The following is a 14866-nucleotide window of genomic DNA, read 5'->3' on the forward strand; positions in this document are numbered from 1 at the left end:
AAGGCTTCATGGCGCACCAGGGCGACGTCGGCGCCCGCACCAGCAGTGCGGTGTCGGCACAGCACGAAGTCGTCGGCATCGACGCCGACGTCCAGCCTGTCTGGGAGACCGAGCAACTGCCGGACTGGGTCGTCCGCTGGCTGATCCCCATGCTGTCCGCCGGGCAGAAGTGGCCGGACGCCACCGAGAGCGGCCTGTCCTCGCTGGCACGTTCGTACGCGGGGCTGTCCGACGGCAGCGTCAAGTCCGCCGAGCCCGCGGGCACCGCCGTGCGTGCCATCGTGACCGGCTGGAGCGCCCCAGCCACCGGCAGGTTCGTCAACCGCGCCCGAGACCTGTACGGCGCCGACAAAGGCATCGCCGGCGTGAGCAGGAACGCCAGAGCCTTCGCGCAGCAGACCAGCAACTTCGCCGTGAACACCCAGTTCTCCAAGCTCTCCATCAACGTGGCGTTCTGGGTGACCGTCATCGCCATCGCCATCGCGCTCATCGTCGCCTTCTTCAGCGCGGGCGCCTCCACCGCCCTCGTCGGCCCGTACGCGGCCGCGGCCAGAGCCGCGATCAGCCGCATCCTGGTCAGGCTCACCGCCATGGCCGGCCGGGAGATCGGCGCGACACAACTGGCCAGGGTCGCCGCGCTGAGCGGCGCCACCGGGCGCGGCCTCATCGTGCGGCTGCTCGCGTCGCCGTTCGGCAAGGAGCTCATCGAGGAGATCGGCGAAGAGTTCGTCATCGACTTCTGGGCCCAGAAGCAGCAGATCGACATGGGCACCCGCAAGGACCTGGACTGGCGGCAGCTCGCGGCCGTCAGCATCGGCGCCGGCGGCGGCGCGGCCGCCAGCACCGTGCTGGCCGGGCCCGTCTCCCGGGTCACCCAGGTCGTGCCCGGCTTCACCGGCCGCGCGCTGACGACCGGCCTGACGAACGTGATCGCCTCGCCGGTGGGCAGCTTCCTCGGCAACGGGCTGGTGTACGGGCAGTACCAGAACCCGTTCACCGCCGACTCCATGATGGGCGCCTTCATGGGCGGTGTGGGACGTACCGGGAGCATCAGCCCGTTCAACCCGGACGTGGTCACGGCGCTGGCGCATCCGCTCTCCACGCTCGCCTCGGCACACGACGCGGCGGCCCGCACCGACGCGGCCCGCGCCGGTGGCGGGCCTTCCGGCGGTCCCGCCAACACGCCGGCCGGTGCGCCTGCGGGGCCCGACGGCAACCAGCCCGCCGCTCCCGCCACCGCCGTGCGCACCCCTGAACCGGTCACCGTCTCGTCCGGGCGGACCTCGGCCGCTCCCGCTCCGGCGGGCGCCGGTGCTCAGGGCGCCAGGCCTGGGGCGCCGGACGTGGACGTCTCCACCCGCCGCCCGGCGTCGTCCCCGGATCAGCCGTCCGCCGTGCAGGCTCCGGACGAGGAGGTGGACGCCGACCAGCAGCCGGACGTGACGCCGAGCCCGGACACGAGCCCGGACACGAGCCCGGACGCCGCTCCAGCCCGTCAAGAGTCGCCCTCAGCCGCGCCCTCAGTCGCGCCATCCGCCGCGCAGTCAGCCCCGGACGCCGCCCCGCAGCCGCAGGCGGACGCCACGCCCCAGCAGCAGGCCGACGCCGCCCCGAGGCAGCAGCCTGATGCCGCGCCGAACCAGCAGTCCGACACCGCGCCCGAGCCGGACACCGCCCCCCAGCAGCAGCCCGACACCGTGCCGGACCAGCAGTCCGACACCGCCCCCGACCAGCAACCCGACGCGGACACCGCCCTCCCCGTCCAGGCGGACGACACCACCGCGACCCGAACCGCCGACATCCCCACCGACCCGGACACCGGCACGTCCCCGGCGAGCAACCCCGCACCCACCAGCACCACCCCAGCCCCGCTCAGAGCGCGGGCGGCACTGCTGGAGGCCCTCACCACCACCTTCCCCCTCGCGGTGATCGGCCCCAACGGCGAGGTGATCATCCCCCGCTCCGACGGCCGCCACCGCGTCCTGTCGAACGCCACCATGACCGGCATCCGCAAGGCACTCGACGCCCGCGCCACCCAGGTCACGACCCAGGCCGACCTGGCGGTGGACGCCGCCGCCCTCCTGCTGATCGCGGCGGCCGACGACGGGCTGTCGGCCGACACGACCCCCGGCTTCGAACCCCCATCGGCCCACACCAGCGCGCCCGGCACCGTCACATCCCAGCCGATCCCCGGCACCCGCTACGTCACCGACGGCGGCCGCCCCGCCGACCTCACCACGGACGAGATCAAGCAGGGCGCCGCCGACGTGCGCCCCGCGCACTTCCAGCACGGTGGCCAGGAGGTGCGGGACGTCTCCTGGTCCGGCGACCTCCTGACGGTCCGCACCGCGAACGGCACCCACCACTTCCGCGCCGTGGTCGGCGACCGGGGCCAGCGGACGATGGCGCAGACCACGGTCACGTCGGGCACCGCCGCCGACCCGCACGTGGTGACCTTCGCTCCCCGCATCGCCGACGAGCAGCTCGGCCGGGTCTGGCTGCACGAGATCACCGACACGCTGCAGCACGTGGCCGCCGACCAGGGCGGCCGACGGCAGGGTGTGCTGCGCCGGATGCTGCCCGGCGCGACCACCCGACCGGCGGGCGACGAGTGCGTGGCCGCCCGGCTCAACGAGCTGGCGTACCTGACGGAGAAGTGGCACCAGGCGCAGACGATGCCGGACAAGCGCCTGCTGGCCGTGGACATCGACGGCGTCCTGCACGACCTGCGCGCCCGGGGCGTCACACCACCGCCTCCACCCTGGGCGGCGGGCCCGCAGACCGCACGGCCGAGCCTCCAGCCACCCAGGCTCGGCGCCGACCCGCGCCCGGAGGACGCGCGGGAGCTGGCCGCGAGGCTGGCGGACGCCGAGAAGACCCTGGAGGAGCTGCGGGACGGCAAGAAGGACAGCGCCAAGGAGGCCGGCAAGCAGGCCCGCGAATCCGCCAAGAAGGCCAGGCAGGCGCGCGAGGAGCACGACAGCGGCGCGGCGCTGCGGGCCGACACGGCCGAGGCTGAGGCCGGCAGCCTCAGGGACAAGCAGGGCCGCCACACCAGGATCGCCGCCGCCTACAACTCCGCGCTGCACGAGGCGACCCAGGCCAGGAAGGCGTACGAGCGGTACGCGCGGCTGCTCGCGGCGCTGCCGAACGCCCCCGCGCCGGCCCCCGGCGAGCTGGGCGTGGCCGCCCTCGTCAAGGCCGCCGCGAACGAGGTCAGGCAGGCGCACGATCGGTACCTGGAGGCCTTGGGCAAGGCGCTGCCCAGCCAGTTCTCCCTGCCGGAGTCGATGCCCACCGGCCGGCTGGCCCACCTCGACGCGCTCACCGACCACGTCAACGAGCAGCTCAAGCGCAACGGCATCCCCAAGCGGTACACGCCGGACGAGCTGGAGAACCACATCCGCGCCGACTTCCACAAGGTCGTGGCGGGTGACGGCCTGGTGCTGAGCGCCGGCCGGGGCAAGGCGGCCGAGCTGCGGCTCAAGCTCACCCTCTCCGACCTGGTCGAGGTGCTCGACCCGGGGGTGAAGGCGTCCCAGGTGACGGTGGGCATGTTCTACCAGACCGGCCAGTCCTACACCGCCACCGCGTCCGGCGGCGCCGGCGTCTCGGGCGACTTCAACAGCAGCGCGCTGACGCCGCTGCTGCAGGACGGCACCTGGGCCAGGGCGGTGGCCGACGTGTTCGCCGTCGGCGTCGGCGCGAGCGCCGGGCGGAGCTGGTCGGCCTCCGGCGGCGGCAGCATGTTCGAGCAGGGCGGCTCCGTCGCCGACAACCGCAGCGAGTCGATGCTGTACGACGCCGCCGCCACGTGGACGGTGGAGCTGCGTACCGGAAAGGCGGGGGAGTGGCGCCCGGCCGGCACCGTCAGCTCCGGCAGCCCCGGCGACACCTCCACCCAGCGGATCTGGGTGTGGCACTCCTACGCCGACCGCACCTCGCGCGACCCGGTCACGATCGACCCGGACAAGCGGCGCCCCAAGCCGCCCAACCAGGAGGTCATCAGCATGACCGGCCTGGAGGCGGCGCTCGACGCGATGGCCGCCGCCCTCGGCGGCGACTACACCGAGATCGGCACGAACGCGCGCCGTGACCTGCGCAAATTCGTCACCCAGGAGGTACAGGCGCGCTTCCGGCAGGTGCTGGACACCGGCCTGACGGTGAACCTCTCCGTGAACGGCGAGCCCGACGTCCGCATCACGGCCACGGCCGAGATCGTGACGGAGGAGACCCGGATGGAGGGCGGGTGGACCGCCGACGCGCTGGAGGAGGAGGTGCTCACCGAGACCGCCACGTCCCCGACCAAGGTCGAGTACGGCGGTTCGCTGGAGGGCCACGCGTCGGCCGGGCTCAACCAGGCGCTGACAGGCGTGGACGTGTTCGGCCCGATGGGCGACTACCAGCCCGACGGGGTCACACCCGAGGCCAAGGGCACCAGGCCGGTGTCGCAGTCGTCCTCGTCCTCCGCGAACGAGGTCGCCGTGCACCCGCAGGTGGACAAGCGGGCCGGGATCTCGCAGGCCTACCGCAAGGTGGCCATGCTCACGTTCACCGTGGAGCGGGCGGGCAAGCCACCGCAGAAGCTGGGGCCGTTCGACACGGAGCTGCTGATGCGCCAGCAGGTGCTGGACGCCCTCCTGGCCGGCGACCCCGCGCCGCGCGACACGGTCGTCATGGAGAACGGCAAGCCCAAGCTCGACGCCGACGGCAACCCGGTGCTGCGCGGCTCGCCCCGTCAGCAGTCCGTCCAGGGACGCAAGACCGAGCTGCCGCAGTGGCTCGGCGACGGCCCCCAGCAGATGCGCGGTGCGGGCCCGACCGACGTCCGCGAGGTCGAGGGGCTGGACGGGCTCAAGGACGAGGTCCTGGACCAGCTCGCCGAGCTCGGTCTGGTGGGCAAGGTCGTGAACGGGGTGCGCCAGTACAGCCGCAACGACCTCATCCGCGCCATCCAGATCCTGAACGAGGACGAGATCGCCGCCCACCTGGAGGAGAGCCCGATCCGCAGCGGGTTCGACCAGATGGCGCAGAGCGGCGTGCTCATCCCCCTCCACACGCATGGGATCATCCCCACCGCCGGTCTGCACGCGCTGCAGATCGTCGTCCGGCAGGACTTCGCCGGCCGGGGCGTCCCCAAGGGCCTGGTCAACAAGGTGCGCACGCACCTCGACATCGCCAGCGACACCTCAGGGCGGGGCATCAACCGGTCGCGGAACTACGGCGGCGGCGCCTCGGTCGTCAAGACCGACGGCCCCGGGCAGGGGCAGGACGGCGTCACCCACAAGGCGGGCCCGAACGCCGGCGGCGACCGGACGTACTCGGCCGGCACCAGCACCTCCAGCATGGTCAACAAGGTCGGCATGGAGGAGGACGGCAAGGAGAAGCTCACCGCGGGCCTCGCCACCAAGGCGACGATCGAGGTCAACCTGGTGCACGACGGCGAGGTCCGGCCGCTCGTCCAGCCGCGCTCCGTCAACCCCCTGCTGATGGTGCCCGGCGACATGATGCCCCGCGACGGCGGGCCGCGCTTCGCCGGGGCGATGGGCAAACCGTCGAAGAAGCTCATGGAGCTGGCCACGCTGGAGCACTTCGACGGCGGCCGGGAGCTCGGCGACATCAAGAAGATCTGGGAGCTGCTGCCGCGCTTCCTGCGGGGCAAGGTGGCGCCGCTGGTGCAGCTCTGGCCCGTCCTCAGCCGCCACCACCTCGCCGCCCACCTGTTCGAGGGCCCCGTCACCGACGACCTCGTGCTCGACCCCAGCGGCGTCGCGCCCACGCGCACGTCCCTGGAGGTGCGCGGCGAGCTGGGCGAGGCGCGGTTCCTGGACGTCGTGGACTCGGTGACCGGCCGCATCCTGCTCGCGCTGCGCAGCGTGGGCATCTCCTGGGGCGGGTCCAACAACATCGCGGTCGGCCTGATGAACAGCCTCGGCGACGCCGACGACGGCGGCACGACCAGCGACTCCGGCACACTCGGGCTGCCGTCCCGCTCCCGGGTCAGGGCGCTGGCGACCGCGCTCGTGGCCGTCTGGGGCACCGAGTTCCTGGGCATCTCCGTCGGCCGGAAGTATCGCTTCCACGTGCCGGTGGACGTCGTGGTGAAGCTGCGCGCCAAGCACGCCACCCCGATCGGGCAGGACGCCGGCAACTGGCAGGGCGGCCAGTTCCGCAGCCACGGCAACGGCCTGTTCACCGTCCCCGAGCACGACGCGCTGCGCCTGTACGCCGCCGGCGACCTGACGCTGCCGCTGCCCGTCGTCGCCGACGCGGTCGAGCGTTTCATGAACGGCACCATGAAGCTGCACAGGACCCTCGCGGTGCCGCTCGTCATGCAGTACGTCAAGGCCCGCACCGCGGCGCTGGCCCGCGGCGAGGACCTCGGCATCGGCACAGGACACACACCCCAGAAGCTGCTCGAAGCGCTGCAGAAGGTCGCGGACCTCGGCCAGACCGTCACCGTCGCCGCCGCGGCGGCGAACGCCGCCCCCGCCGCCACGGTGACCAGGCTCCAGCGGGTGCTGAACGCCGCCAAGGCCATGAACGAGCGGCTCAGGCACGTCGTGATCGCCCCGCAGTACGAGCACGGCATGGGCATGAGCATGCCGCAGGCGTTCGTCGTCTCCGACACGCGGGGCAACGAGGTCGACGTCATGGACGAGGTGCTGAACGCGCTCGACGCCGCGGTGCCGGGCGCCGTGGACGGCACGCCGAACCTGCGCCGCCAGATCAGGGCCGACCTCAACGGCACCAGGCCGCAGGTGCACATCGACGAGATGTGGTCGCGGCGCGGGTTCCAGCGCGAGTACGACGTGCAGACCGGGGCCGACGTCGACTCCGTCCAGGTCGTCACCGTCCGGGTGCGGCTGGAGCACGCCCCGGGCGCCGACCCGCGCAAGGCGGTGCTGGTGGACGAGACCGACGAGGACGGCGTCATCATCCAGCGCTACCGCGGCAAGGAGGCCTCGCACACCGAGTCGTACACCCGCTCGTACTCCGCCGGCCTCGACTACAGCGACAGCGACAGCCAGGACGAGATGAAGGGCGGGCTGTCCACCAAGCGCACCCGCTCCTTCTCCAGCACCGTCAACGAGAACAGGATGCGGCTGCAGCGGCTGGCCAGGTTCAACGGCATGACCACCGTCGAGCAGGACATGCGGCTGGTCATCGAGGTCGAGACCAGGCCCGCCCGGGTGCGGCCGGTCCCGTTCGAACGGCGCGCGCCCGGAGCGGCCTCCAGAGTCCGGTCGGCGACGACCTGGATCCGGCGCAGGCGCTCCGCGGTCACTCGCGAGTACGGCGTCAAGCTGCAGCGCGGCCTGCCGAGCGACATGGTGCGCAGAGCCGACCAGGACCCGGGCAAGGCCCCCGTCGTGATCGACCCGCGCCAGGTGGAGCTGGAGCCCGGCCACTTCCCCGAAGTGCTCACCGAGGACGCGAACCGGCCCACGCTGTACGACGCCATCAGCCGGCGGCTCACGAAGATGATCGGCCACGCCGCGGTCGCCGAGCGGGCGGGCGCGCTGTCCGCGTGGCTGTCGCACTCCGGCCTCATCACCGGCCTGGAACGGGTGGCGGGCCGCGACGGCGACGTCCTGCCGCACACCGTGCAGCCGGTGTTCCGCAACCAGGGCGTGGACGTCACCGTCAAGGCCCGCATGTCGGACCTGACCGTCGTGGCCGGGCCGTACGAGGGCGAGAAGGGCGAGGTGGACAGGAAGGCCGACGCGCAGAACATGTCCGTCTCCCGCGGCCACGTCCTGCCCGTGGGCATGTCCGCCGGCTCCGGCTTCAAGGTGCTCGGCGTCGGCTTCAACTCCTGGATGGGCGCGCAGTCGTCCCAGAGCGCCAGCGCCCACCAGGGCGCGCGCCGCGAGCGCAGCATGTTCGAGACCGGCAAGCTCTACACCGTGCGCGTCAGGGTGGACTACGACCTGACCTTCGAACGCGTCAAACGGCACCGCAACGGCGACGTGCGGCCCGGCAGCGAGGTCGTCCGCGTACCGGCCGCCACCGGCGGCACGGCCCTCATCGCCCTCTTCGGCGAGGAGCTCAACGAACTGCACGCCAGGATGGAGGCCGGCCTGCACACCCCCGTCTCCCTCGACGGGGTGCCCACCTTCCGCTTCCACCCCGGCTCCGGCCGCACAGGGATCGTCCAGATCATGGAGGACGCGCGGGTCGCGGCCCGCGCGCGGGGCGAGGTCGCCAGGGTGCACGTGCGGGAGCCGGACGGCCTGCACCGGTACCTGGTCGGCTTCGACGGCAGCGTGCGCAGCGAGACGCCGGACGGCGGCTTCGCCGAGGCGTTCGCCACACTGCCGCCGCACATCCTCGCGGCGGCCGATGCGAACGGGGTGGATCTGCGGGACGTCTTCCTGCACTCCACCGTGTCCGGCACCTTCACCGAGCAGGTGGCGGGGGAGCTCGAAAGCAGGAACGCGCTGCCCGCGGATCCGCGGCCGGTGTGGGAGATGCCCGACTCGCAGGCGGCTCAGTCGCCCGCCGGGGGCAGCACCTTCCAAGCCACGGGCCAAGCCACGGGCCAGGGAACGGGCCAGGGCACGGGCCAGGGCACGGGCCAGGGTCCTACGGCGGGGACCGGCGCGGGCCCCGGGTCCGGTGCGGCGCCGGGTGCGCCGTCCGTCACCTCACCGGAGCTTCCCGGCAGCCCCCTCTCCGCGTCGGGCCGCCCCGAAGGCGTCCCGGACCTGACGGTCGCCGAGATCCGCGCCCAGGACGTCATCGCCTCCGACTTCGGCGGCGCCGTCGCCAACATCGGCTGGAAAGGCCGGAACACCCTCGTCATCCAGCTCCCGGGGGCGGTCGACCAGCACGTCCGCGTCCTGGCGGAGGACCCGGGAACGGGGCTCGTCGGACGTACCGAGCTGAGGGCGGGCACCGCGGAGGACCCGCACGTGATGCGCATCGGGCCGCGCGTGGACCCGCACGTGGTGTCGTCGGTGCTGGTGCACGAGATCTCCCACGTCGCCCAGGAACGGGCCGCGCAGGTGGCGGGCATGGGACAGGGGCTCGTCCGAGGGGAACTGTCGCCCGTCAGGGAAGGCACCGATCACTGCCTGACGCCGCGGCTGGACGAGCACGCCCATCTGTCGCGGAAGTGGCGGGAGAGCGGCGATCCGAGCGCCAGGGAGCGGATCGCGGCGGCCATCGACGCGCTCGCCGCCGACATCGAACGCCGCGGCCACACCCCACCCGCCCCGCCGTGGCACTCCCGCCCATCGGCTGCTCCGCCGGGGGGACCGGCGGGTGGCGTCGGCACGTCCGGGGGTGCGACGGACGCTGCCGGCGTGTCGGCAGGTTCGACGGACGCCGCCGGCGTGTCGGCAGGTGCGCCGGACGCCGCCGGCGTGTCGGCGGGTGCGCCGGACGCCACCGGCTTGCCGGATTCGGCGACGCTGGCCAGGCTTCGCGGCCTCATCGACGCCCTGTCCGGCGCGCCGTCCCCCCGCACTCTCGCAGAAGCGCTCAACGGCCACCCGACCGCACCGGCCGCACCGGCCGCGCACGGCGGCCACCCGGTCGCCTCGGACGCCCACAACGGCCACCCGACCGCACCGGGCCCGATCGCCGAGTCACTCAACGGCCACCCGACCGCCTCGTACGCACACCAGGGCCACCCGACCGCATCGGGCCCGATCGCCGAGGCCCTCAACGGCGAACGGCCCACCACCGCCGACATCACCACCGCCATCCGAGCCGAGGCCGAGAAGGCAGGCCTGGCCCAGGGCCAGCCGGGCGCGGCGGCGAAGCTCGTGGCGCTGGCCAGAGCAGGCGACCTGGCCCCCGAGCACATCGCCGCACTACGCACCAGACCGACACTCCCCGAAGTGGCCGCCGCCGACGCCGTCGCGAGGGCCGTCGCCCTCATGGGCGCCCGCGCCCGTACGTACGGCCCCGGCCTGCTCGACATCGAAATCCCCGGCCGCCCGCCCATCCCCGTCGAGATCCGCCCAGCAACCCCCACAAAGCAGAAGAACGGCACCCAACCGACCCACCAGCCGGGCCGGCCACACCACGCGGGCGCGGCGCACCAGGCGGGCCAGATCGGCCGGATGGGGCAGGCCGACCGGGTGGGCCAGGAGGACGGGCGACTGCTGACGTTCGAGGTGAACGAAAGCCGCACCATCGGCGCGAACGAGCGCACCGCCGCCGCCACCGCCGCCAGCACCCTGGCGGCGGTGCTCGGCCTGAACCCCGAGCAGCACGCGGCCGTCGCCGCACTGTACGAGGCCGTCCGCCAGGTCCGCGCCGCCACACACGCCCAACGCCCCGCCCGGCTCGGCGTCCTGCACGACGTGGCGGCCACCGTCCCGCTGCACCTTGTCCCCGCTCCACTGGCCGCCGACCTGGCCAGACTGCTCGCCGACCCCAGACCCGGAGCCCGGCAGGCGTATTGGAACCGCGCCCGCACCTTCGCCAACGGCACCGGCTGGTACCCGTCCGAGGAGGAGGAGAAGGAGGAGGAATGCCTGTGCTCCGAAGACGGTCCGTGCGTGTGCGGCCACCGCACAAATCCGGCCACCGACGGCCCCCGCACAGTACCGGCCACCGACGGCCACCGCACAGCACCGGCCACCGACGGCCACCGTGCAAACCCGGGCACCGACGCCCCCCGCACTGGAGCGGGCACAGACCGCCAAGCAGTGCGGGCATGATAAGAACCTTCGAGGGAGAGGACGGACATGACCTTCGCGGTAGCACGGACGAGGGATGAAGCACATCTCTACCTCGACCTGCACCCGTGCACGTGCGGCTCGGTCGACACGACCTGGGACAGCGGCCTGGTCAGCGCCGACGGCGGCCTGGCCAACCGCTACTCCGGCACCTGCGAGACCTGCGGCAGGCAGCGCGAGTACCTGTTCGGCGTCCCGGACCGGCCGGTCATGCCGTCGGGCTACCCGACGTTCGGCGGCACGGAGCCCTCGCAGCTGCTCGACGCGGGGGAGTGGCTGTGGGTGGCCGACCTGACGGCGGGCAACGTGCCGGTGGACGACGGAGCCGAGGCGCACCGCACGCTGTCGGTGGCGACGGCGGCCGTGGAGGAGGTCGTGAAGTTCATCCCGCCGGGCGCCGACGAGGTGCCCGACGACGGGTTCTGGTCGCAGCGCGGTCGCGAGGTGCGGGCTGCCGAGCCCGGCCGGTTCCAGCTCGAACGGCTGCTCATCGTGCGCGACACTTACCGCGACCTGGCGGCCCGCCATGCCTGACCCCTACATGTACCGCGATCCGGGGGCATTGCATGTCTGACCCCGACGCCTACCATGATCCGGGGTACTGCATGTCGGCCCCCGGTACCCACCGTGGTCCGGAGGTACTGCATGCCTGAGCACGGCACCCACCGCGATCCGGGAGTACTGCATGCCTGAGCACGGCCGGGCGCGCTCCCTCATCGAGGCGCACCTGTACCTCGACCTGGTCGTCTCCGGCGGGTCGGCGCAGGCGTCGGTGTCCGAGTCGCCGGACGGCTGGCTGGTGCGGGCAGGTGGGGTGGAGGTGCTGGTTCCGTACGAGGCGGAGCGGACGGCCAAGCGGTCGGGCGTGACGTTCGGCGCGGGCGTGTCCGAGTTGCTGGACGCCGGCCAGTGGGTGCTGGTCGGCGCCACGTACGCGAGCCGGGCTCTGGAAGGCGGCCTGTTCTTCGCCGCCGACCCGTCGCCGGACCCGGAGCGGTTCCGCGCCGTGGTCGCCGACTGGAGCTTCGCCGCCGACGCCGTCGCCGAGGCGCTGAAGTTTCTTCCGGAAGGGGCCGGGGAGCTGCCGCGGGAGGCGTTCTGGACGGAGATGGGCACGGCGGCGCGTGACGCCGAGCCGGGCCGCTTCACCAGGGTGAAGCTGGAGAGCGACCTGGCCTTCTACCGCCAGAGCCTGGCCGACTTCCGCCGCCTGCACACTGAGAACGCCTGAAGACCTCCAGCCGCAACTACCTGAGCGCACCCCGGCAGGCCCGAGCACGCCTGGCCTGGGGCAGGCCCGAGCGTCTCCGCGCCACTGACCGGATGGTCTGAGGAGCCCAGGGTGGCCGGGGCTCCTCAGGGGCTCGTGCTCATCGCGTCAGAAGCGGCGGCACTGGCCCTCCTTGTCGCCCCGCACGGAGTTCTTGCCGCCGCTCACCTTCGACCGGTTGCCTTCGCACTCCAGGTTGCCGTCCACCTTGTTGCGGTGCACCTGCAGACCCTTGCGGTTGTCCTTGAGCTGGATGTTGCCGTCCACCTTGTTGCTGTTGACGCGCACGTACCGCCGGTTGTCCTCCAGTTGGATGTCGCCGTCGATCCGGGAGGAGGTCACAGTCACGGAGCCGCTGTCTTCCACCTGGATGTTGCCGCCCACCTTGGAGCCACTGGTGACGGAGACGGCGCGGGAGCCCTCCGCCTGGATGTCGCCGTCAACCCGGACACCGCGCGCCACCAGGGTGCCCCCGCCGCCGACCTTGACGTTGCCGTCCACGCGGGTGCCAAGGAGGGTGCAGGTGGCGCCCTTGGGGACGTGTACGTCGTCAACGCTCGCGGCCCGGATCGTGCCCTTGCAGGCGCGCGAGTCGGCGGCGGCGGGGGTGGCCATGGCCAGGCCGCCGAGCACGGTGCCGAGGAGGGCGCCGGCGACGGCCAGCTTGATCGCCTTCATGTCGTACCTTTCGTCAGTTGACCGGGGCGGGTCGTCCGCCCTGGCATGAATGAGGATCTCGGCCGGCCGTGGCTGCCACGTTAGAGGGACATTAGGGGCTTCTCATCTGGTTCGGTACGCGATCCGCACCCCTTGGCACGGCCCTGGAACGGGCGTCCCAGAGGGCGGAACCGATTGTCACGCCTGGGGGGCAGGCGCCGTTCCGTTCGACCCGGGGACCGATGCATCGACCGGCGGCGCCGGCCGGAGAAGCACACCAGGCAAGGGGAGTCTCATGAAACACATCACCAGGTCCTCGCGCGGCCGGATCGCGGGCGCGGCGGCGATCGGCGCCGTGGCGCTGGCCGCGGCGGTTGTCACGTCCGTACAGCCCGCCGGAGCCGTGCCCGCGGCGCAGGCGGGCTGCCAGGCCGGGTCGTTCGGCGTCACGCCGGCGCTCGGCTGGCTGGCGCTCACCCCACCACGCACCGTAACAGTGACGTCGTCGCAGTTCATCAAGGCCGAGGTCACCGCGGACGTCGGCGTGGACGCCGGGGCCGAGCTGCGGCTCGGCTGGGCGGTCAACGGGTCGGCGCCGTTCGAGGGGACGTTCGGGCCGGCCAACTTCGCCAACCATCAGGAGTTCTTCGAGGCCCGGTCGACGTTCGCGCTGATCAGCGTCGGGGCGGGGACGACCACCGTGCAGCCGTTCGTGCGGCTGAGCGGTGCTTCCACGAAGCGGGCCACTGTGCTGCACCGTTGCTCGTCGGCGGAGGGCAACACGAGCTGACGGCCGGTTCGGAGGAGAGGGCACTCAGGGTCGGGGCGGCGGCGTTCGGGTCGCCGTCCTGATCCGGCGATGCCGTTCGAACCGTCACGGGGGGCGGGAGGAGGCGGGGCGCGTGGGCAGGCGATGTGGCGGATCCGGCTGGTACGGGGTGCGGGAGGAAGTGGGGCGCGTGGATACGCGATGTGGCATGGATCCGGCTGGTACGGGGCGCGTGGGGACGCGATGTGCTCTGGATCTGGCCTGGTCGGTGGGGTGCGGGACGCGGTTCGGGTCAGCGGGCTCGCGGCGTGTACGGGCTCAGCGCCGCGACGTCGATGTCCGCGTCCGGCCAGCGGCGACGCAGGGCGGCGGCCAGGTGGCGGCACCATCCGGCCAGGTGGGGCAGCGCCCGGTGGGTGTCGGCGGTGCGCGCCGTGGCCTCCATCGTCGCCACGAGCTGAGCCCGGCTGTCGTCTCCGGCCGGGCGGGCGTCCAGGACGGGCAGCCGCGTCAGGCGGCTCAGCGCGTACGCCACGCACGCCGCCACCAGCCCGCGCCCGTAACGCCCCTCGTCCTCGGCCTCCGGAACGCCGGCCGCCAGCGCACGTCGATAGATGTCCCCTAAATCCGGCAATGCCGCGCTGCCGGGGGCTTCCGGTCGCGAGGGATGGGCTGCCTTGGCCGCCGGTGTCCGTGCTGAGGCAGGGGAGTCCGCTGCGTCGGCGAGCGGGAAACGGCTCGTTGACGCTCCCACCCACATCCACGCAGGCCCCGGCACGTGCAGGTACGCCGCGTCGTGCAGCGCGTGCCTGTATCCGGCGAACTCGAAGTCGATCAGCCTCGGGCCGGGCAGGCCGCTCTCGTGTACCAGGACGTTGTTGATGTCCGGATCCCCGTTGCTGAACACCAGGAACGGTCCAGGGTCGGCCAGCTCGTCCAGCGCCGCCTCCAGCTCCCGCGCCACCCCGCCCCTGGCGGGCACCCCCAGTGCGTCGGCCTGGGGCGTTCCCGACGTTCGCAGCCCGCCGACGTGTCCGAGCAGGTCGGCGGTGGGGTCGACGGGGCCGAGGGTGCTGCGCCGCCGGTAGTACAGGCTCGCGTGTCCCGCCGTGAGCGCGCCCAGCTCGCCACGGGCGTGGGCGAATGCGGCGAGGCGTGTCGCGTGGGCTCCGGCGCCGTCGCGGCGCAGCAGGCCGTCGAGCGGGGTGCGGGGTGCGAGGTCCTCCAGTACGACGTGCCCAGCGACCAGGTCATCGGCCAGCACCCGGGGCGCCACCCGCACCCCCAGGTCCTCCGCCAGGAACCTGAGCGCGGCCACCTCCGTCCGCAGCCGCCACTCCTCGGTGTGCGTACGAGCGGCGTGAGGCCCCGACCACTTGACGATCACCGTCTCGTCCCGATCGGTACGGGCGCGGGCCACCCTCCACGGCTCCAGCCGGGTCCACTCCACCACGTTGATCACCGCCACAGCCT

6 protein-coding genes are annotated in these 14866 nt (G+C 73.0%); 4 read left to right on the plus strand and 2 right to left on the minus strand.

All coding sequences use genetic code 11. The features are described from left to right. The first annotated feature begins 8 nt into the window (after window positions 1–8). The 3 genes from FXF51_RS44435 to FXF51_RS44445 all read left to right on the plus strand — a co-directional run bounded on the left by FXF51_RS44435 (window position 9) and on the right by FXF51_RS44445 (window position 11928). A complete protein-coding gene (locus FXF51_RS44435; RefSeq protein WP_148440823.1) occupies window positions 9–10679 on the plus strand; it encodes a hypothetical protein in 10671 nt (3556 codons plus the stop codon). Window positions 10680–10706: 27 nt separating this feature from the next. Beyond that, window positions 10707–11231 carry a hypothetical protein gene (locus FXF51_RS44440; RefSeq protein ID WP_148440824.1) on the plus strand — a complete coding sequence of 175 codons (525 nt, stop codon included), beginning with the start codon at window positions 10707–10709 and terminating at the stop codon, window positions 11229–11231. 151 nt (window positions 11232–11382) lie between these two features. Further along, window positions 11383–11928 (plus strand): hypothetical protein, encoded by a 546-nt coding sequence (locus FXF51_RS44445; RefSeq protein ID WP_148440825.1) that lies wholly within the window; start codon window positions 11383–11385, stop codon window positions 11926–11928. 147 nt (window positions 11929–12075) lie between these two features. Here FXF51_RS44445 and FXF51_RS44450 read toward each other — a convergent pair whose 3' ends face one another. Then, complete coding sequence (locus FXF51_RS44450; protein ID WP_222871739.1) at window positions 12076–12645, minus strand: hypothetical protein; 570 nt, start codon at window positions 12643–12645, stop codon at window positions 12076–12078. A gap of 274 nt (window positions 12646–12919) precedes the next feature. Here FXF51_RS44450 and FXF51_RS44455 point away from each other — a divergent pair, with 274 nt between their 5' ends. Next, window positions 12920–13414, plus strand: a complete 495-nt coding sequence (locus FXF51_RS44455; RefSeq protein WP_148440826.1) for a hypothetical protein — start codon at window positions 12920–12922, stop codon at window positions 13412–13414. A gap of 271 nt (window positions 13415–13685) precedes the next feature. Here the strand turns inward: FXF51_RS44455 and FXF51_RS62185 are convergent, their stop codons facing one another. After that, on the minus strand, window positions 13686–14855 hold the full coding sequence (locus tag FXF51_RS62185; RefSeq protein ID WP_222871740.1) for a phosphotransferase: 1170 nt from the start codon (window positions 14853–14855) through the stop codon (window positions 13686–13688). Between the last annotated feature and the right edge of the window lie 11 nt (window positions 14856–14866).

It is taken from the genome of Nonomuraea sp. PA05, assembly GCF_008086045.1.
Lineage (GTDB): Bacteria > Actinomycetota > Actinomycetes > Streptosporangiales > Streptosporangiaceae > Nonomuraea > Nonomuraea monospora.